At 59.1% G+C, this 19937-nt stretch carries 14 protein-coding genes; 7 read left to right on the forward strand and 7 right to left on the reverse strand.

From position 1 onward, the window contains the following. Nucleotides 1-31 precede the first annotated feature (31 nt). Nucleotides 32-2386, reverse strand: coding sequence for an ATP-dependent helicase (locus CA85_RS09505; protein ID WP_146391110.1), 2355 nt, complete (start codon nucleotides 2384-2386; stop codon nucleotides 32-34). A gap of 202 nt (nucleotides 2387-2588) precedes the next feature. Between CA85_RS09505 and CA85_RS09510 the strand changes: the two genes are divergently transcribed. After that, entirely contained in the window at nucleotides 2589-3413 is an 825-nt protein-coding gene (locus CA85_RS09510; RefSeq protein ID WP_146391111.1) for a PEP-CTERM sorting domain-containing protein, read from the forward strand. Nucleotides 3414-3799: 386 nt separating this feature from the next. Here the strand turns inward: CA85_RS09510 and CA85_RS09515 are convergent, their stop codons facing one another. Next, nucleotides 3800-4594 (reverse strand): 3-keto-disaccharide hydrolase, encoded by a 795-nt coding sequence (locus CA85_RS09515; protein ID WP_146391112.1) that lies wholly within the window; start codon nucleotides 4592-4594, stop codon nucleotides 3800-3802. Between the two features lie 319 nt (nucleotides 4595-4913). On the opposite strand from CA85_RS09515, the gene rpmE reads away from it, so the two are divergent. From rpmE to prmC, 3 genes are all read left to right on the forward strand, one after another. After that, a complete protein-coding gene (rpmE, locus tag CA85_RS09520; protein ID WP_146391113.1) occupies nucleotides 4914-5162 on the forward strand; it encodes a 50S ribosomal protein L31 in 249 nt (82 codons plus the stop codon). Further along, the gene (gene prfA / locus CA85_RS09525) at nucleotides 5159-6241 is read left to right on the forward strand and encodes a peptide chain release factor 1 (RefSeq protein WP_146391114.1); all 1083 of its coding nucleotides are present in this window, start codon (nucleotides 5159-5161) and stop codon (nucleotides 6239-6241) included. Before rpmE ends, prfA begins: the two co-directional genes overlap by 4 nt. A 242-nt stretch (nucleotides 6242-6483) precedes the next feature. Further along, nucleotides 6484-7377, forward strand: coding sequence for a peptide chain release factor N(5)-glutamine methyltransferase (gene prmC / locus CA85_RS09530; RefSeq protein WP_146391115.1), 894 nt, complete (start codon nucleotides 6484-6486; stop codon nucleotides 7375-7377). Nucleotides 7378-7399: 22 nt separating this feature from the next. On the opposite strand, the gene CA85_RS09535 is transcribed toward prmC, so the two are convergent. From CA85_RS09535 to CA85_RS09545, 3 genes are all read right to left on the reverse strand, one after another. Then, nucleotides 7400-8797 carry an outer membrane protein assembly factor BamB family protein gene (locus CA85_RS09535; RefSeq protein WP_146391116.1) on the reverse strand — a complete coding sequence of 466 codons (1398 nt, stop codon included), beginning with the start codon at nucleotides 8795-8797 and terminating at the stop codon, nucleotides 7400-7402. A gap of 232 nt (nucleotides 8798-9029) precedes the next feature. After that, nucleotides 9030-9725: a phosphatase PAP2 family protein gene (locus CA85_RS09540; RefSeq protein WP_146391117.1), complete on the reverse strand. Its 696-nt coding sequence runs from the start codon at nucleotides 9723-9725 to the stop codon at nucleotides 9030-9032. 9 nt (nucleotides 9726-9734) lie between these two features. Then, nucleotides 9735-11567, reverse strand: coding sequence for a TolC family protein (locus CA85_RS09545; protein WP_146391118.1), 1833 nt, complete (start codon nucleotides 11565-11567; stop codon nucleotides 9735-9737). A 283-nt stretch (nucleotides 11568-11850) separates the two neighbouring features. On the opposite strand from CA85_RS09545, the gene CA85_RS09550 reads away from it, so the two are divergent. Both CA85_RS09550 and CA85_RS09555 read left to right on the forward strand, forming a co-directional pair. Further along, nucleotides 11851-13218 carry an efflux RND transporter periplasmic adaptor subunit gene (locus CA85_RS09550; RefSeq protein WP_246112648.1) on the forward strand — a complete coding sequence of 456 codons (1368 nt, stop codon included), beginning with the start codon at nucleotides 11851-11853 and terminating at the stop codon, nucleotides 13216-13218. 97 nt (nucleotides 13219-13315) lie between these two features. Next, complete coding sequence (locus tag CA85_RS09555; RefSeq protein WP_146391120.1) at nucleotides 13316-16465, forward strand: efflux RND transporter permease subunit; 3150 nt, start codon at nucleotides 13316-13318, stop codon at nucleotides 16463-16465. Between the two features lie 277 nt (nucleotides 16466-16742). Here the strand turns inward: CA85_RS09555 and CA85_RS09560 are convergent, their stop codons facing one another. After that, entirely contained in the window at nucleotides 16743-17825 is a 1083-nt protein-coding gene (locus CA85_RS09560; RefSeq protein ID WP_146391121.1) for an endonuclease/exonuclease/phosphatase family protein, read from the reverse strand. Between the two features lie 173 nt (nucleotides 17826-17998). On the opposite strand from CA85_RS09560, the gene CA85_RS09565 reads away from it, so the two are divergent. After that, complete coding sequence (locus CA85_RS09565; RefSeq protein ID WP_146391122.1) at nucleotides 17999-18772, forward strand: CAAX prenyl protease-related protein; 774 nt, start codon at nucleotides 17999-18001, stop codon at nucleotides 18770-18772. A gap of 21 nt (nucleotides 18773-18793) precedes the next feature. Here the strand turns inward: CA85_RS09565 and CA85_RS09570 are convergent, their stop codons facing one another. After that, the gene (locus CA85_RS09570; protein WP_146391123.1) at nucleotides 18794-19780 is read right to left on the reverse strand and encodes an alpha/beta hydrolase family protein; all 987 of its coding nucleotides are present in this window, start codon (nucleotides 19778-19780) and stop codon (nucleotides 18794-18796) included. Nucleotides 19781-19937 lie beyond the last annotated feature (157 nt).

Here is a 19937-nt window from a genome sequence, read left to right on the forward strand (position 1 = left end):
CCTGGAGATCCCAGGAAAATCTGTCAATGCCCTACCGGCTCTCCGCGTCGACTAACTCGAGCTTGGCGAAGGCAAGCCGAAAGGTCTGCTCGCTCTGGTCGTCGGAGAAACGTATCTTAGCGGTCCGTTTAGGCCCCCGGCCCGTCAACTCGGTGATGGTGCCGTCTCCATATTCAGGATGCCGGACCAAACTGCCCTCGCGGTAGGCCCCGAGTGGCACACGGTCGGACGACATCAGGTCACTCGCCGTTTGGAGCGACGCAGCGATGGTCGGCGTGGTCCGCTTGGCTTTGACCTTCGCTGGGCTCGCCGACGGGTCGCGATAGACGTCGGGGATGACCGAACCCGCGTCGCCCGTGTATTCCTTCTCAGCGTCGTCCTGAGGCGCCGGTTCCTGTACGAGATCCCATGAGTCGGGGTACGATTCATCAGCCCCGTCGTCAAAGAAATCTCGATCCGTACGGGCCTCGATCACATTCATATCTGCTCGCGGTAACTCGCTCAAAAACATGCTCGGGATCACGACGCGGATGTCGCCGCGGACACTGCGACGTTTCGCGTAACTGAGCTGCAACCATTGCTGTGCCCGCGTGATCCCAACGAACAGCAGACGGCGTTCTTCCTCGAGTTGCTGGTCGTCCTGTTTGCTGCGGTAATGAGGCAATAGGTCATCCTCGACCGCGATCACAAACACGCGAGGGAACTCGAGCCCCTTGGCCGCGTGCAGCGTCATCAGCGTGACCCGGTTCCCCGCATCTTCGAACTTGTCCGTGTCGGAGACCAAAGCGACCTGTTCCAAGAACGCTTCGAGTGACCCGTCATCGGGGTGCATGCGATCGAACTCCACGGCCGCCGAGACGAGTTCATCGACATTGGCGATCGGATTGGAATCTTCTTTTTCGACGGCGGTGCGTTCAAGATACGAAATGTATTTGGTTTCTTCGATGAGGAACCGCAGCAACTCTTCGAGCGGAGCGGTTGCCATCCGGCGCAAACGATCGTAGAGCGTGACGAAATTCCAAAGCATCGTTTGCGCCCGCTTGGACATGGAGTCGATCTCCGACGCCCGGCGGGCAGCCTCGAGCATCGGAATTCGCTGGGCATCGGCAAACGCTTGCAAGCGACCGAGTGTCGTCGCCCCAATGCTCCGCGTCGGCGTGTTGATGATCCGCTGCAACGCGACGTCGTGATTGGGGTTGTTGACCAAGTGCAAATACGCCAACAGGTCCTTGACCTCCTTGCGTTGGTAGAACTCGACGCCGTTGATGATTTGATAGGGCAAGCCGCGGCTGCGAAGGGCATGCTCGAGCGACCGGGTCAACGCGTTCATGCGACAGAAAATCGCAAAGTCACGTGGCTCGGCCGTGCCGGCCATCATTTGCTCGGCAATCTCGTCGGCGATTGCGTCGGCCTCTTGGTAGCCATCGTCATATTGACGCAGGATCACGTTGTCGCCGTCGGCGTTCTCCGTATAGAGTTCTTTTGCTTTACGGCGGCGATTGTGCCGGATCAATTGGTCGGCGACGGCCAAAATGTTCGGGGTGCTGCGGTAGTTCTGCTCCAAACGAACCGTTTTGACGCTCGGGTAGTCTTTCTCGAAGTCGAGAATGTTGTTCAGATCAGCGCCTCGCCAACCATAAATCGATTGGTCTGGATCGCCGGTCACGGCCAGGTTGGGGTGATCGACGGACATCGCCCGCACGATCGCGTACTGGGCCAGGTTCGTGTCCTGGTATTCATCGACCATGATGTACTTCAGCTTCGCGTCGAGTTCGCCCCGGATCTCAGGGTTCTCACGCAACAGGCGTGCGAAGTGGTAGAGCAGGTCATCGAAATCGACCGCATTGGCGAGCAGCAATTGCTGCTGATACACCGGGTAAACCCGAGCGGCGACGCTATCGCCGGCCCGTCCAGTTTGCTGCTGCATGATCTCAGGTGTGATCAGCCGATTTTTGGCTTTCGAGATCGCTGAGGCAATCTGCTCGGGTGTCGCGTGGCTAGTCGAGACACCGGCGGCCTGAATCGCACGTTTCATCGCCGATTTAGAATCGGACATGTCGTAGATCGAGTAGTTCTCGGACAGTCCCACGTAGGGGGCGTAGCGGCGCAGTTGTTGGGCGCAAAACCGGTGAAAAGTTCCCATCCATACAGCTTGCCCGGGCGCGAGCCGCTCCAAACGCGTCCGCATTTCATCGGCGGCCTTGTTGGTGAACGTCAACGCTGCAATTTGCCAGGGCTGCACCCCCTGACTGAGCATGTGGGCCACCCGGTGCGTGACCACCCGGGTTTTCCCGCTGCCCGGGCCAGCGATGATGAGCAGCGGTCCGTCGATATGCGTGACCGCATCGGCCTGGGCCGGGGTCAAATTGTTTGTGATGGCATCCATCCCGCTTAGGATACCCGACCCAGCCGACTCTCGACAACTTGCCAGAGAAATCCCCCGCGCAGGTCTGCAATTCGGTCTATTCCGATCTCAGGCAGCGAAGAAATTTGCAGATTTTTGATTGCAACCGTTACTGTTCTCACTAGGATGACGATGAGATGGCTGCCGTCGATTCCGACGGGGCAGAAAAAAACGAAAGGATCTGATGATGTGGAAGCCCGTTGTACTGCCAGTTTTAATGGCGTTTGCTTTTCTCTCGAGCCATGCCCAGGCTGACCTGGTCATCGACTTTGATACTGACCCAACGGGCGCCGCTTCGACCGACAATGCGCCGTTGACGTCACCCTACATCGACCCCAGCGGCGTGACCGTGATGTTTGGAATCGATAGCAGCGACGATGGAGTTGCCAATATCGACGCCGACCCCAAGGTCTACTTCGAAGAATCGGGAGACGACGATCCAGACAACGGGTTTCGATTCGATGGGGGGGGTGATCCAGCGGTGTACGACACGGGTGCCAGCGCGGTCGCTACCGCTCGGTTGGGAGATTTTTTCCTGCGTGCCGACACGCTTGACGGAAGCGTCGGGGGCGCCACTTCCTCGTTCTTGGTTCAGTTTGGTGGGTTCTCGCAAAACGTTGTCACAGGAACCTTCGGTGATATCTGGGACATTGACGGGACCGCGAGTACGAATACCGAGCAGTACCTGGTGGAGGCTTATGGGCTCAACGGCTCCCTGCTGGCGTCGCAGCTCTCACCGGAAGGCATCAGCAACGATGCATCTTCGCTCGATGGGCGACCCTGGAGATATGATTTCAGTGGCTTCAATCAAGGCATCGACCATATCAAAATCAGCTTCGTCGGCAGCAAGACCACCGGAATCGGACTCGCTTTCGACGCTGGCGAAATCACCTCCGCTGCCATCCCTGAACCGTCATCGGTGATCCTGACCGGGATGGTCACTTGCCTCTTCTGCGGCCACGGCGTCATCCGTCGCCGCCGACGCCGGGCGGCCTCACCACAGTCCTGAGGCTTCGTCGGCCGTCAGAGAGGCCGTGCCGTTTTTAAGTGATTGTGTGAATCAACGATGGACTTCACCCGCCCGGCGAAGCTGGGAGGGTCGGAAGGCGCGCGTTTGGCAACGCGTGATCAATCAGTGGCGAATTTTGCGAAAGCTTTTCTGTGGTGAACGGGACGTCGAGCTGTTGATCCCCCCTTAAGTTTTCCTACGCCGGAGGCGTTGAAGAAAATAGCCGGTGGTTTGAGCGCAAGCGAACACCACCGGAAAAAACGCGAGACGCAATTGCCAACCCCGAATGGGGTTGAAGATCATTCACGACGGGATCTGCGACCCACTTCGGGGTCGACGTTCCACGACCAACGAACCACTGGCTTCTATTTACCTGCAGCAGGCGATTACTCGTCCGAATCCAGCTCTTTCACGCGGACGTTCTTCCACAATACTTTGCCTGCAGTCCCTTTGTGGATCTGTAGGCTGAAGAAGCCTTTGGAGTAGGTGCCGTCGTCGTTCCAGTTTGCTGCCGGGACGCCGTTGACCCAGGTCTTGACGTTGTTCCCTTTGGCCTGGATCGTGAGTCGATTCCATCCCGATCGATCCAGGGCCGCGCGAGCCTCTTGGTGGTCGGTCAGCCAGAGTGGATAGAAGTATCCACCACAGCTCTGGCCATAGATGCCGCCATTCCAATAGCGGTCGCCCGAAATCCCTTCCATCTCCGCCTGCGGCCCGAACACGGTTTCCTTGTCCGTTTTCTCATTGTCTTTAGCCTGAGCCCGGAACATGACTCCCGAGTTCCCATCGACTTCCCATTTCATATCGCATGAAAATACGAAGTCGGTGTAGTCGTCCTTGTCGGTCGACAGATAGGTGCTGTCAGAGCCCGGCACGCATTGGCCAACGACGAGATCGTCTTTGGCTTCGAACGTGCAGGTGCCCCCCTTGGGTGCCCATCCGGTCAAGTCCTTACCGTTGAAGAGCGGTGTGAACCCATCGGTCACATTCGGTTCCGGGTCCGTGTTGAGCAACATCTCATCGGGCTGGGGCGCGTTCTGTTGATTCCGGTACTTTTCGTACCAAGCGGTCTGGGACGGATCAATCTCCGCGGCACTGGCGTGGTCACCGGCCACGGTCGAGAAGACGGCGGCGCACACGAGGATTACGGGACCGATCGAAGACAAGAAGGTTCGCAACATGGAATGATTCTGAAACGTGGTAGAGGGACAAGAGGCACAAATCGGGATGTCGGTGCACGTCAATCTGTGAACGCCAAAGCGTGGCATCGGCATCACCGACAATCTGACGATAACCTAGATTCGGACCGAGGTGGTTGTCCGGTGCAATGGGATCTACCACTTTACCCGGCTTTTGCGGCTCAATCGACCGACAATCCGCGTGCTAGCCCTTGAACAGGAAGGCCGCTCTCGCGTACTATCTGTGGTTCGAATCGCACACATCCCGCGTCCCGCTTACAGCGACGCGTCCCAATCAGCCCATTTTTTTGTGTAAACAGCCATGAAAGACGGCATCCACCCGAATTATCAAGAGACCACCGTCACCTGTGGTTGCGGAAACACCTTCCAAACCCGAAGCGTGCGTCCTGAGTTGAAGATCGACATTTGCAGCGATTGCCACCCATTTTATACTGGCAAGCTGAAATACGTCGACACGGCAGGCCGGATCGATAAGTTCCAGAAGAAGTTTGCTGCCGGTACCTACGGTAGCCTTCAAAAGCCTAAGAAGGCGAAGAAAGCGAGCAAGTGAGCGGGACTATCCGCGACAATCTCGAAGACAAGCTCGCGCGATTCCTGAAACTCGAAGCTGACATGGCCGATCCGGACGTGCTCAGCGACGGTGCGCGAATGAGCGCGGCGGCACGCGAACACGGGGGCTTGGCCCGCGTTGTCGGCAAGTACCGGGAATTCAAGCGACTCAGCGAAGAGATCCAGGGCTGCCAAGAAATCGCCGAGGAAACCGACGATTTCGAAGAACGCGAGATGGCCGAAACGGAGATGAAATCGCTCCGGTCGCAACGGGAAATCCTCTGGGAAGACCTACTCAGCCTCACCGTTGGCGGTGATGACTCGCACCGGACTCGCTGCGTGATGGAAATTCGCGCCGGCACCGGCGGCGACGAAGCCGCATTGTTCGCTCGCGACCTCTACGAAATGTACCGTCGGCACGCCGAGCAAATCGGTTGGAAGACCGAGGTCATGGACGCCAGCCCCACGGAGATGGGCGGTTTCAAAGAGATCATGCTGACCATTGAGGGCGAGAACGTCTTCCGCGACTTGCAGTACGAATCCGGTGGCCACCGCGTCCAACGCGTGCCCGAAACTGAAACCCAAGGCCGGGTGCATACCTCCGCGGCAACCGTTGCCGTGATGGCCGAACCGGAAGACGTGGAAGTCAATCTCAAGTCGGATGACTATCGCGTCGATAAGTTTTGCGCCAGCGGCCCGGGGGGCCAGCACGTCAACAAGACCGAATCCGCGATCCGATTGACGCACTACGAAACCGGTGTGGTCGTGCAGTGCCAAGACGAAAAGAGCCAACATAAAAACTTGGCCAAAGCCCTGCGGGTCCTCAAGGCTCGCATTTACGAGAAGAAACGTGAAGAGGAAGCCGCCAAGCAAGCCGAAACCCGCAAGGGACTGATCGGCTCAGGTGACCGTAGCCAACGCATTCGCACCTACAACTTCCCGCAAAATCGCTTGACCGATCATCGCATCAACCTCACTCTCTACAAACTCGATCAGATCATTACCGGCGACCTCAACCCGGTCACCGATGCACTGATTGAGTACGACCGCGATCAGCTTCGCGGCGACATGATCGATTGAGACCGCAAGAGATGTCGCCAATGCAAGGGCACGTTCGATCTGGGTAGACGCCCCGTGTCGCGCCCGCCGGCAGATCCGCCGACCTTGGCGCTGTTCACCTTTTCAACCACGGATTCTCGAGCCTTTCCGAACAGGGGTCTGACCCTCGCCGGCAAGGCCGTTCCAAACCAATCAATTGACTCACCTCCAAAGGGTCAGACCCCTTTTCGGAGAGGCTGTTAGGCAACGGACGCTCCCACAATATGACCACCCCGAGCACCGAACCATGGACCGTGCTGCGGCTGCTGCAGTGGACGTCGGATTTCTTCAAGTCACGAGGCAGCGAATCGCCCCGGCTCGACGCCGAAATCCTACTCGCCCATGCCCGTGACTGCGAACGGATCGAACTGTACACAGCCTTTGCTGAAGTCCCCAGCGACGAGCAGCGGATCGCCTTCCGTGAACTCGTCCGGCGCCGGGGCGAAGGCGCCCCCGTCGCCCAACTCGTCGGTTTTCGCGAATTCTATTCGATTCCGATTCGTGTCGATGACAACGTGCTCGTCCCCCGCCCCGAGACCGAACACCTCGTCGTCGAGGCAATCGATCAAGCCAAACGGATCGCTGCGAACCTCACCGATCGACCGCTACGAATCCTCGATATCGGTACCGGCAGCGGTGCGATCGCCATCGCAGTCGCCAAAAGCATGCAAGACGCCGAAGTCGTCGCAGTCGATGTTTCCTTGCCCGCTCTCGATATCGCCCGTTGGAACGTCGACAAGCAGAAACTCAGCGACCGGATCACGCTCCTGCAAAGCGACCTGTTCGACGCGCTCCAACCCGATGCTCGCTTTGACGTGATCTGCAGCAACCCGCCCTACATCAGCCAGAGCGAATACGACGAACTGCCCGAGACCGTTCGCAACCATGAACCTCGTGGCGCCCTCCTCTCCGGTGCCGACGGTACCGAGATCATCGCACGGATTCTAGCCGACGCTCCCGCTCACCTTTTCCCCGACGGGCAGCTTATCCTCGAATACAGCCCCATGATCGCTGATGCCTGCAAAGCGATCGCGGACGCGAGCGGCCAGTGGACCGAGATCAAACGCATCCGCGACCTCGCCGGACATCAACGCGTCCTATCGCTACAACTGCAGTAGACGATCGCTCCAGCGCGTTGTCTCAATTTCCAGACCGGCAATCGAGACAATGCAGTTTCGCACCGACGCGGAGTAGCAAGCGGCCTGCAGCGAATGCTGGCGTCGCACCGACGCGGCCACCAAGCTCAAATTCACTGACGTCGCGTTTTGCTTCCGCAGCTTCCGTGATGTATGCCGTGCCGCCGAGCGAGATCAGCAAGAGCTGATCGCCGATAAGGATCGGCGAGGCCCCAAAGTTGCCACCCATCCGTTGACTCCATCTTGGGCGGCCTCCCTCCGCCGTATCGAAACAACTGGCGATGCCGTTGTCCGAGACGGTAAACAACAACTCATCTTTGGCCACGGGCGTGGGGACATAGGACGCCGCGCGAGTCAGCCGGAAAGCCTCTTCTGGCAACTCGCCTGGACGTTGGGGGATTCGAACCGCTGCGATGTAGTTGCCACCGCCTCCGCTACCACAGCTGGCGATCGCGAGGTCACCGACGATCAACGGCGACGAACAGCAGCGTTTGTTGAAAACGGATAGCGACCACAGGATCTCACCCGTGGTCGGGTCCATGCCGAACACCCCATTTCCCTTGTTGGCAGCAATCAATTGAGGCGTCGCTGCCGCGTGACCGTTCCCTTCACCAGAAGCGGGGTGGTAGACCGTGGGGACACCGTAACAGGGCCGGGTTGACTTCAGCGGTGTGCTCCATCGTTCCGCTCCCGTCGCAGCATCGAACGATAGCATCCGGCTCTGCCCCGCCCTCTGCCATGACTCGAGGCGATCGACCTGCTGCGAATTAAAAAAGATCACCTGATCGCCCATCACCATCGGGCTGGCACCGAACCCATGCACTCCGGACCAGGGACCGAGGTTGCGATTCCACAGCGGTTTCCCATCGAGAGTGTATGCATGGAGAGAAGCCCCCTCGGCATCCGCATACGCAAAGAAGACGCGCCCGTCAGCGATCGCAGGAGTGGACGAGGCGGGTGTGTTGCGGGTGTGACGCGCGATGTCAACGAAGGGGTGGCTGTGACGCCACAGCTCTTCCCCCGAGGCGAGATCCACCGCGACAAAATCAATCGTGCCCGTCGGTTCCCCCGGCTGAGCATTCGGCTGGCCCGATTTCGCGTCGAGCAAGTAGACAGTCGTCTCGGTCGCCACGGGCGACCCCACATCCGTGCCACCGAGGTCAAACGACCATGCGTAATCGTCGGTCGTCCACTCCTTCGGCAGCTGACCCTGAGGAGCCTTGCCAGCCCCCTGCGGCCCATGAAACTGCGGCCATGTCGCTGCGTCGGCCGCTGCCTCGTGCGAGCCGGTTGCAGGCTCCCGCGACTCGGCTGGCGTCGTCGCCAACCCGCTGGCGGCAATGCCGAGCAATAGACAGGCCCACTCGATTCTCAGCGGTTTGGGAATGATCCAGCGACGCATGTGTGGTCTCAATGGGAAGGGGAGCAACGGGCGGTGACGACGCCTCGATTATAGGTGAAATGACCATCCCTTTGGAGCCAAATCGGTGATTTGTCCAAGCATCACGCCCCCCCAAGAAGTCCCCCTCCGGCCCAGACATGTAGGGCCGGTTCCCACTGGTGAAATGCGCCGGTTAAACCACGCGTGTGAGCGGGGCGATGGCGCAGAAGTGCGAGATCGTTGTTCGGCGGGATCAGGGGTGCTCGGGGGATTGCTTGGCAAGCTGCTCCCCAGGCGTTTGACCCGATCGGTTCAACAGATAGGTTGCGAAGATCACGAAGCTGAAGCCGATACAGAGACTCGCCAAGAGCTGGCTCGTCCAATGTCCGCCAAGGACAATACGTGAAATCGAACCCACGGTAATCATGAAAATAGAGATCACGATGGCGACGTTTGACTGCCAGTTCCTAGCGCTGCTGACAGCGAAAATCACGCTGCCGAAGAGAGCGGCGTAGACGAGTCCAAATGAGGACGGAAACCCCGACGACTCGCTGGCCGAAGCGACCGCGACGAACTCCTCGATTGGCTTGGGTGTGTAGATCGTCGCACGCAGCGCGAAATCGAGAACCTTCACTGCGGCGAACACGCCGATCACGGCCGTCGGACCTCGCCATCCCGCTCTTATCCAAGCCAAGAGGCATCCCACCGCGAGCATCCCCCAAACATAGGGATGTTTGGCAGATTGTGTGATCGGTCCCGCCCAAGCCGGTTCCGGCCCCAAAACCGATTGAAGAAACCTCGTCGCGGCGACATCACCTGGCAATGGCCCCTGCACCGCGATACTGGCGGCACCAAGCAGGATGCCGAGCATCAACAAGACACCGGCAGAAACAAGACGCTGGGATGGGGAAAGCAAAAAACGCCTCTCGATTGACGGTTGATGATTCATGACAGCCTATCACATCTCCGTGATCATGGCGGTAGTCGGTGGGGCGTGGACGGGCCATCCAAGTGCCCATTGCAATTGAAACTGAGCTCGGTTGTAAGCGATCACGGCGCTGAGGTAAGCGCGTCTGGCCGACTCCAATGCCTGGACGGCTTGCAAGACCTCGATCGGCAATCCCTCTCCGTCGCGGATGCGTTCGGAGTTCGCAGCGTAGGAGTCCTGGGCGGTTTGAATCGCTTGTTGCGTGATCGCGATCTGTTGCCGGCGGAAATCAATCTGGCTGCAGGCTTCGGAAACTTCCCGGGCGACCTGATCCATGGCCCGCAGCTTTTCAAACTTAGCCTGCTCGACGCGAGCACTCGATTCACGGCGAGCGGCCTTTTCACCGAAGCCAAGGTTGCGCACCTCCCAGGTCATCGCGGCTTGGAAATCGTAGCGGCCAGCCACGTCTGCAAGATCATTGCCGAGTCCACCGCCAAACCCGCCTGCGCTATATCCGAGCAGGACACTGGGCACGAAGGGAGCATACTTTTCGCGTTGGTAGGCGTCGCAGGCAGCGGCGACGAGTGCTTGCGATTCCTTTAGCTCTGGGCGAGTGGAGAGACCGGTGCGGATCAACGACGACTTGTCGGTCTGGGCGGCGACTAGGTCGAGCGGTACCGCATTGACGTCCATCGGTAGAATCTGGTTGCTCGCATCGATACTGATCGCTTGAGCGAGACGGGCCGACGCCACCGAGACCCGTTCACGCGAGGCGATCAAGCGATTGTCGATCAGGCTCAGTTCCGTTTGCATGCGATCGGCGTCAGCCTGCAAGCCTTCGCCCGCGGCAGCGAAGTCGGCAGTGATTTTGGCAACCTCGGCAGCCCGCTGGCGAGATTCCTCGAGGATCCGAGCGTCCTGATGGGCATCGAGTAGCTCGGTGTAGGCGAGAGCAGCCCGCAACAGCTGTTCATTGAACGTGGCGCTGGCCGCGTGCCCTCGCGCCCAGGCGGTTTTCTCTGCAATTTCGGGCTGGAAGATCGCGTCAGCCAAGTGGAACTGCGCCACCAGACCGGGGCGTGGGTACGTACCCGCCCCGACCGCTTCGGTACCCAGGCCATATTGGAATGAGTTGCGGTTGACGTCCACGATCTCCCCATCGACCGCTTGGAAGTTGCCGTCGTGACGGTAGAAACTGAACCCGCTTTGGATCGACGGCAACCACAGGACGTTGGCGCGATCGAGTCTCGCATAGGCTTCCCGGACACGCGATTGAGCCAGCCCCACGACGGGATGCTGGCCACCGACCATGGCCAAGACCGATGGTAGATTCAGATCGATGGTATCGGTGGAGAGGGCATCGATCGACGGGGCATCGACTTCGATTTCCGGCCCCATCATCTCATCGACGATCAGACCTGGCTCCTGAACCAACTGGGCGGGAACGATCTCCTGAACCGGCTCGCCAACGACGCCGCTCCCCGGATGCTGGATCGCCACCTGCTCGAACGTCGCAACCTCCGCCACGCCCTCGGACGCAGCAGCGATCGCTGCGCGATTTTGTTCATCATGGCTCGAGTGCGTGCCGGCGACCGCGTTGGTGCTTTCACCGAGTGCACTCAGGTTCGACGTCAGGGGAACCTCATCGACGTGCGAGACCGGGGCGACGGAGCGACCGGCGGTTGCAGGCCCGCTCGATTCCTCCGCCTCCGGAGTTGCCACGGCGGGCTCGGCCTCCGGAGCTGTCGTCACCGCGGCGGGCTCGGGGGACGCCGCCGGAAATGAGAATGGATCCGGGAGGGCTGGATTGCTGGCGCATCCGACCATGCCCATGAGGGCGATCGTGAGGAGTGAACGGGGCATTCTGCCTTCCCTGGTTGCTGTCGTATCCATCCGGTTGCATGCGTCGCTCCGATCGCGACGGTTCCACCGAAGATGCTTCGGCAAGGGGCGGGCGCGGTCGTGACGGTAGAGCGTTTGAAAACGATCGGATTGCTCAGATTGCTTGTCGAAAAATCTCGTTGTCCGAACTAGACTGCTCACTCTGCCTGGCAAGACCCTGCCGCCCGTTACGGCTGTGACGATCCTGCCGGTCGTAGGGGGCGAGCGAGGAGCGGACTGAACCCCAGCGACCCCAAGAATTCTGATGAAACACCCCTCTTTTTCAATGCAAACGCGCGCCCTCAGAACCGGCGGATTCGATTTGCTGGTTTCTGGCTTGCTGGCCGCTTGTTTGCTCACTCTCTGCGGCTGCACTTCGGATCGAGCCATTGCAAAAAAAGAGAAGGCAACGCATGTGGTTCCTGTCAAAACGGTCGCAGTCGAAACGACGCAGGTGCAGCGGTCGACGCTGCAACCGGCAACCGTTCACGCGTTCTACCGGGCCGAGATCCGAGCCAAAGCGTCCGGGTTCGTCAAGAATCTGCAGGCGGACATCGGCGACTACGTCGAGGCCGGCGCGAAGCTTGCCGAAATCGATGTCCCCGAAATGCTGATGCAGCGGCAAGTGATCGACAAGCGAATTGAACGCTTGATCGCCGAAGAGCAGCGTGGCCAGGCGGGCGTCCGCTTGGCGGAGGCCCGCGTTCGTTCTGCCCAGGCATTGCTCGCCGAGGCAAGCTCCCAGATGGCGGGCGCCGAAGCATCGCTGGCTGCTTCCCAAGCCGAGTTTGATCGTACCGAAGATTTGGTCGAACGAGGCTCCTTGCAAAACAGAATGCTGGACGAATCACGCATGAAGCGTGATTCCGAAGCGGCGCGGCGCGATGCCATGGCATCATCGATCGAATCGGCCAAGGCGGAAGTCGCGGTGGCGGAGGCGCAAGTCGTCGCCGCCCAAGCAGCCTCGGATGCCGCCCAGGCCGAGACGGAAATCGAGAGATCGCAGCGACAGGAAATGGATGCCCTGCTCGACTACGCCACCCTCCGAGCTCCGTTCGCGGGAGTCGTGACTCAGCGTAACCTCGAACCCGGCGACCTGGTCCGCCAATCCAACGAAGTTGGCCGTGGTCAACCGCTCTTCGTGATCAGCCAAGTGGACCGCGTGCGAGTTCGCATCGCGGTGCCCGAAGCCGAAGCGGCTTTGGTCAACCCTGGTGATGAAGTCACACTGACATTTCCATCCTTCTCGGCTGCCCAGCCCATCGTTGCTGCGGTGACACGAACCAGCGGCAGCCTCGACCCCAGCACGCGAACGATGCTGGTCGAGGTCGAGCTCGATAACCAAGACGGCAAACTCCTGCCCGGGATGTTTGGACAAGCTTCGATCCATTTGGATTCGAAAGTGGCCGCTCAAACTCTGCCCTCACGTGCGATTCGATTTGATGAAGAGGGCAACGGCTACGTATACGTCGTCGGCGAGGATGAGACCATCGCGCGAGCCGACATCACGACGGGCTTGGACGACGGCAACTCGATCGAAGTGCTTTCTGGGATCGAGCCAGGCCAACGCGTCGTCGGGCCTCACCTGAAGCGATTCAGCGATGGCCAAAAAGTCGCCGTCCTCCCCAACTGACCCCTCACTCATGCGTGGAGAGGCGTTGGTGGTTCGGGCGGTTCGCTGACTGCACAACGACCGTCACTCCGGGCGTCTTTCGCTATTAGATATTCCGATGTCCTTGATTCAACTCTCGCTCAAAAACCGGTTTGCTGTTCTGGCGGTCGTGCTCGCCCTCTGCACACTCGGTGCTGCGGTCATCCCGGGCATCACGATCGACATCCTGCCGGATTTCAAGAAGCCTGTCGTGGTCAGCTTCTTCTCCTATCCGGGCCTCCCGACCCTGGACATGGAAAAATCGGTGGCCTCCCGGGTGGAACGCGCCCTGACCCTGGCGGGAAAAATCGAGCACCAAGAATCACGGACCGTCCCCGGGGCTACCGTGATCAAGGTTTTCTTCCAACCCGGTGCCGACGCCAGTTCAGCGATGAATGATATCGTCAACCTCGAGGCGAGCGATATGTTTCACCTGCCCCCGGGAATCGAATGGCCGTTTACCCTGCGCAGCGAACCAGCGAACCTCCCCGTGGTGTTGGCGGCAATCTCCGGTGAAGGGTTGAGTGAATCCGAACTCTATTCGATTGGATACTACGCCGTCCGAAACAAGATGGGCGGATTGAAAGGGGTCCAGATCCCACACCCCTTCGGTGGCAAATTTCGCCAGATGATGATCTATGTCGATCCAGCCAAACTGCAGGCACATCACCTCAGCGCTACCGATGTCGTCGATGCCATGCAAAAGTCAAACTTGGTACTCGCCGGGGGAACCGCGACGATGGGTGGCACGGACTACCAAATCCACCCACGCAACACACTTCCCGATGTGGAGGAGATTGAAGCGATTCCAATCGCGGTGCGCGATGACCGCCCGATTTTCATCCGCGACGTCGGTCGCGTCGTCGATGATGCCGCCTTGCAATACAACATCGTACGCGTCAATGGGAATCGCAGCGTCTATTGCCCACTGCTGCGCGAACCCGGTGAGAACACGATCGCTGTGGTCGACCGGATCTACGAAGGGATTGAACGCGAGATCCCCAAGATGAAGGAGCGTGGGGACATTCCCGAAGCGACCGAGGTCACGCTCGTCTCCGATCAGTCCAACTACATCCGCAAAGCGATGTCGAATCTGCTCACCCAGGTCGGCTTGGGTGCGCTGCTGGTGACGATTGTCGTATTCCTATTCCTGCGCAGCTTTGTGCCCACGATCATCATCGTCTCCACGATTCTGTTGGCGATCCTGATCGGCGCGCTCGGATTCGCCTTCTCCGGCCAAACGATCAATGTAATGACCCTTGGCGGGATCGCGTTGGCGATTGGAACAGTCGTCGATGCTGGCATCGTCGTCGTCGAGAACATCATCCGTCACTCGCGACTGGGGAAATCGCCGATGGACGCCGCCCGAGAGGGGCCCCAAGAGGTATCCGGCGCGATCCTGGCGGGTACCGCCACGACCCTGGCTGTGTTTCTGCCCGCCGTGTTCCTGACCGGGATGATCAAGTACCTCTTCCTGCCACTGTCCTTGGCGGCAACGCTGACCATCGGCGCCTCCTACTTTCTCGCCCTGACGGTCGTGCCAGCCTACTGCGCCACGTTTGTCCGCGAGCGAATTCGCAAGAAGCAATCGGCCGAGCAGCCCGTGGCGAAGACGGTCGAGCCAGCGGCACAGCCGAAGGGACTCTATGGCCGGCTGCTCCATCTCGCCATGGCGGCTCCCGCGATCAGCGTGCTGGTTATCGTCGTGGCCGTCGGGGCTTCGTTTGCGCTGCTACCCAAGATCGGCACCGAGTTGTTCCCCACCGTCGATGCGGGGTCCTTTGAACTGCGGTTGAAAACGTTGCCCGGGACGTCACTTCTCGATACCGAAAAACTGGTTGCTCGCGTGGAGGAATCCATCAAACAGGTGATCCCCGAAGAAGAGATCGAAACCATTATCTCCAACATCGGATTGCCGGTGGGCAAGGGAGCCGGTTTCTCCACGGTCCTGAGTTCCAATTCGGGGCCTGATACCGCGTATGTGATTGTGAACTTGAAGCAGGAGCAGCGGAGCGTCACGACCGCGTCCTACATCGAGAATCTGCGGGGCGTATTGGCGGCGGAGTATCCCCTGGAGGAGTTCATGTTCGTTTCGGGTGGAATCGTCAACATGGCGCTCAACGAAGGCGTGCCGACACCAATCAGCGTGCAGGTATCGGCCGGTACGCTCGGGCAATGTCGCGACGCCGCGGAACGGATTGTCGAGGCAGTCCGCCCGATTGCCGGCACGCGTGATGTGCAGATCGCCCAGTCGCTGGAATATCCACAGTTTGACGTGCAAGTAGATCGGACACGGGCAAAGTATTTGGGTGTCGACCAGGAAGAAGTCGCCAAGACCGTGCTGACCGCACTCGGGTCAAGCGTCGGCTACGATCCGACGATCTGGATCGACCCCAAGACCGGTGTCGACTTCTTCATGGGTGTGCAGTACGAATCCAACGAGTTTGAATCATTGGACGAGGTTCGCAATATTCCCTTGTCGTTGAACACGCCCGATGGCCCCGTCACGATTCCGCTATCGAACATTGCCACTGTCAAACGTGTGACGATTCCGGGCGAGATTGCGCACTACAACATCTCCCGCGTCAACGATGTGCATGTCAACATTTCCGGCCGCGATCTCGGCAGCGTCGCAGCCGACATCGACACCCAATTGGCTGGCATGGAATTCGAAAACGGCGTGGCCGTCACGCTCCGCGGTCCCGTTGAAAAGATGAGATCGGGGATGAGCATGCTCGGCGTCGGTCTCGCCGTTGCGACGCTGTTGGTGTATCTCGTCCTGATGGCCCAGTTCCGCTCCTTCGTCGATCCGCTCATCATCATGCTGGCAGTCCCCTTGGGTGTCGGCGGTGTGCTCGTGGTTCTGTATCTGACCGATACGTACATCAACATTCAGTCACTGATGGGGACACTGATGATGATTGGCGTCGTGGTCAACAACTCCATTCTGCTGGTCGAGTTTGCTAACCAGCGGCGGGCGGAAGGACTCGCTCCGCGCGACGCAGCGATGTCGGCTGCCCAGGTCCGGCTCCGTCCGATCTTGATGACTTCGCTGACGCTGGTCGCCTCGATGTTGCCACTGTCGATCCAATGGGCACCGGGTAACGAAGCGATGATTCCGCTCGCCCGAGCCTTGATGGGCGGGATGATCGTTTCCACCGTCTTGACGCTGGTACTGGTCCCTTGTGTCTATGCCCTCGTCCACACCAAGAGGCACCAACCCGCGTAGGGTCTTCCCCCTCAGCGTGTCGGATGACTGGCCCCAGGCTCCGCTTGAATTACCCCGTGGCGATAGCACTGGTTGCCACGGTCGTCCTAGCGCGGATTCGCGATGAGGCCAAGTTGGTCACGATTCACAATCCGATCGCCAGCCAAGTAGGCAATTTGGAGTCTGGTCCTCTCTGGCTATTTCCTGCCAGTCCCCGCGAGATGACGCGACACAGCGACCTACCGCAAGGCGAATGGCGGAGAACCGTCGCCGGAATGGGTCGCGTCCGACCGCGTTGTTATGGCTCTCGGCGATGCAGCCGAACACTCACGCTGCGGTGATCGGAGCCGCAGTAGTGGCCGATATGGTAGTCGGTACCGACAAGGTCATCGCTGATCAGAACATGATCGATTTGCAAACCCAGCAACGTGCGGAGACCCGGCGGAGGATCGAGGCGGGCGTACCACGTGGGGCGGAGATCCCAACGCGGGCCTACTCGTCGCAAACCCGATTCGTAAAGAAAATGAGTGAAGTTTGCATTCCAAGGGGTGAGGTTGAAGTCGCCGACCATGATCGTTTGTGTCGGCCGGGCCAATTCAGGCCGGACCTGCTCAGCAATCATCGCAAGCTGGCGGTTCCGATGGATGAAGCCATGCTGACCAATCGGCGGCAGGGGATGGGTCGCAATGATTCGATAATCGTCCAAGACCACTTCGAGCGTCAACGGGCAACCGTCAAGCCGCAGTGCTCGATCGGATCGCAGCGGCAATCGTGACATCAACCCGATGCCGAAATCGCCCGTCTCGCGTTCATGGAACACCTGATAGGGATGCGAGTCGCGAAAAAACTCTCCCGCCCGGGCGGCCAGCTTCGCGCCGAGTTCCACCACCACAATCACGTCGGCATCGATCGACTCCAGCTCGTCAATGATCTCATCGTGCCGAGGGTTCGATGCCAACACATTCGTCGTGACGATCCGCAGCCCCGAATGACTGCCGAAATCTCCTGCATCGGCGAGCGTTCCGAAATTCATCATCGATAGATTGATCAATAGCAACATCGCCGCCACAACCAGAATCCACCAACTCCGCAGCAACAGCGCCCCCCCTGACAAGACGGCGATCGCGATCAGCCCCTGGACTCGCAGGTTCGCCACCGTATCGAACACCCAGTGGAACGGTGCCAGCATCGAAGCGACCGTTGCGATCACCAGTACGAACGAGAGTGCCCGTAACAATCGAGATGCGTTGGTCTGGAGCAACTGAAAACCGGCGTAGAGTGTTCTCGGGAAATGGATCGAAGCAACGACATGTGACGCGTTGCGGGAACCTCTTAGCAGCGGTCGGTACGTTCGCGTGCAGGCTCCGTCATCGGCAAACATTCGCTCAAAGGCTGATTGATTCGGGAACCGATGGGAAGGTGATCAGGTATCCTGTCGTTGTTCTCGTTGAGTATAGCTGACGTGCATGCACATGCAGCCATGGAGTTCACTTGATATCATCTCACTGCCCGTTTTCGTAGCACCTATTTCTCTGTTTTGCCGCTACCGCCTTCATGAGCTCTTCAAAAGAAATTTCGGATGATCGTCCCGCCGATGTTTCGGCTCGCCAACGACTGCTCAAGCAGCATCCGTGGGTAGCGTTTGTCCTGCCGCTGATGGTGTTCCTATTGGTCGGATCGCTCGAAGCGACCCCACAGGGAGGACCGAGCTTTTTTGGTTTGATTCACCCCGAGTACTATCCGGCGGTCTACACAGCCAAGATTCTGCTGACAACACTCGCCCTGATCCTCGTCTGGCCAGCCTACCGCGTCTTCCCGATGCGAATCCATCCGATCGCGATCGGCGTCGGCGTGATCGGTGTGTTTCTCTGGGTAGGATTCGTCAACCTCGATATCGAAGGGATGCTGGGGCTCGGGTGGCTCACCGAGCGAGGGCAGCGTGTCGCTTACAACCCGCTCGAAGCACTTAGTCATCGACCATTGCTGGCCTACGGTTTTCTCGCCGTTCGTTTCTTCGGTTTGGCCGTGGTGATCGCAGTGGCCGAGGAAATGTTTCTACGTGGGTTCTTGATCCGCTATGTCGAGGATCCCGATCGATGGGACAGCGTGTCGTTAAGCCAGGTCGGGTGGCAGGCGCTCATCGCCGGCACCGCAGTTCCGATGCTGATGCACCCCGGAGAACTATTCGCCGCCATGGTCTGGTTCTCACTCGTCAGTTGGTTGATGCTGCGAACAGGGAACATCTGGGATTGCATCACCGCCCACATGGTCACCAATTTGCTACTAGGCTTTTACGTCATGTACTCGGGCAATTGGCAATTGTGGTAGGGCGTTGCTAACTGACAGCGTTCATTTCATCTGAAGCCGGTCTTGCTGCTCGAGCACCTCTCGCGCGTTCGGCCCCGTGAGCCAGGTTCTCGCGGACGAATCTTCACGCAGGTAGGCATCCCAGAACGCGGTGCTGAAGGCTAGAATGGCGCGATGATGATTGGGATTTCGCGGCTCGGTGTCGCCGAGAAGGGCACGGTCGCTGAACGCGGAGTGTTCCGCATTGTGAAGCAGCAACTCATACTTGTCGCCTGGCGGCAGAGCGGGGAAGACAGTCAGCCGAGATTCCGCTGATTGATTTCTGAAGCGTGAGACATCTTTGCTTCCGGTCATCAGTAACCAGGGAATCTTCACGCTTCCAAAAGCGTTCTTGGCATCACCTCGTTGCGGTGGGCTCGGGCTCATCGCGATCGCTGCGTTGATGCGGGTGTCCGTCCATGATTGACTCAACCAGCCCGCCGATTGGCCAGAGACTGCCTGCGTGGTCAATGCCCCAAACGAGTGCCCAGACATTCCGAGATGGTTCAGATCGAGCCGGCCGGCGAGCACATGAGCGTTGTCACGGTTCCATTCGCTGAGTCGGTCAATGACCACTTTCACGTCATCGATACGCTGGATGAAACTTTGAGGCGACGCGGCCCCTCGCAGCCCAGCGAGACGCTGGCCGAACGGCTTGTCCTTCCAGATCAACGAGTCGCTGCCGGGATGCTGGATCGTGATCGCGACATAACCCCGTGCCGACCAGTGTTCGCCGAGATAGGAACTACCCTCGCGATCACCGCCAAGTCCGTGGCTGAACAACACGACCGGCTCGGCAGACTCCGATGCGGGCAAGTACACTTTCAACGGGATCACCCGGTCGCGGCCCGCATCCGTAAGGTCGAGATATAACGTTTTCACTTCGCTTCGATCGAGCTTCGCCAGCGGATCATAGTCGGCAGCGTTTCCCGAGCCGGCACACAATAGGAAGAACGGAACAAGCAATGTCAAAGAGGCGAGCGTTGGCATAGCGGTCTCAACTGGAATGGGTGTTCGGAGATCCGGATCGATCCGACCAACACGATTGGTCGGCAACCGCAGAGTAAGCTGCCAGCCAATCGAGCACGAGCGTCTGGTACAAAATTGATACAGCGAGTGCCTATTGGAAAGCGAATCTTTGGAATCC

The organism is Allorhodopirellula solitaria (assembly GCF_007859855.1).
Taxonomy (GTDB): domain Bacteria; phylum Planctomycetota; class Planctomycetia; order Pirellulales; family Pirellulaceae; genus Rhodopirellula; species Rhodopirellula solitaria.

Excerpts from the sequence above, each read along its gene's own strand:
- CA85_RS09505 (WP_146391110.1), bottom strand. The coding sequence starts at position 2,386 with ATGGATGCCATCACAAACAATTTGACCCCGGCCCAGGCCGATGCGGTC.
- CA85_RS09510 (WP_146391111.1), top strand. The coding sequence starts at position 2,589 with ATGATGTGGAAGCCCGTTGTACTGCCAGTTTTAATGGCGTTTGCTTTT.
- CA85_RS09515 (WP_146391112.1), bottom strand. The coding sequence starts at position 4,594 with ATGTTGCGAACCTTCTTGTCTTCGATCGGTCCCGTAATCCTCGTGTGC.
- rpmE (WP_146391113.1), top strand. The coding sequence starts at position 4,914 with ATGAAAGACGGCATCCACCCGAATTATCAAGAGACCACCGTCACCTGT.
- prmC (WP_146391115.1), top strand. The coding sequence starts at position 6,484 with ATGACCACCCCGAGCACCGAACCATGGACCGTGCTGCGGCTGCTGCAG.
- CA85_RS09535 (WP_146391116.1), bottom strand. The coding sequence starts at position 8,797 with ATGCGTCGCTGGATCATTCCCAAACCGCTGAGAATCGAGTGGGCCTGT.
- CA85_RS09540 (WP_146391117.1), bottom strand. The coding sequence starts at position 9,725 with ATGAATCATCAACCGTCAATCGAGAGGCGTTTTTTGCTTTCCCCATCC.
- CA85_RS09545 (WP_146391118.1), bottom strand. The coding sequence starts at position 11,567 with ATGCCCCGTTCACTCCTCACGATCGCCCTCATGGGCATGGTCGGATGC.
- CA85_RS09550 (WP_246112648.1), top strand. The coding sequence starts at position 11,851 with ATGAAACACCCCTCTTTTTCAATGCAAACGCGCGCCCTCAGAACCGGC.
- CA85_RS09555 (WP_146391120.1), top strand. The coding sequence starts at position 13,316 with ATGTCCTTGATTCAACTCTCGCTCAAAAACCGGTTTGCTGTTCTGGCG.
- CA85_RS09560 (WP_146391121.1), bottom strand. The coding sequence starts at position 17,825 with ATGTTTGCCGATGACGGAGCCTGCACGCGAACGTACCGACCGCTGCTA.
- CA85_RS09565 (WP_146391122.1), top strand. The coding sequence starts at position 17,999 with ATGAGCTCTTCAAAAGAAATTTCGGATGATCGTCCCGCCGATGTTTCG.
- CA85_RS09570 (WP_146391123.1), bottom strand. The coding sequence starts at position 19,780 with ATGCCAACGCTCGCCTCTTTGACATTGCTTGTTCCGTTCTTCCTATTG.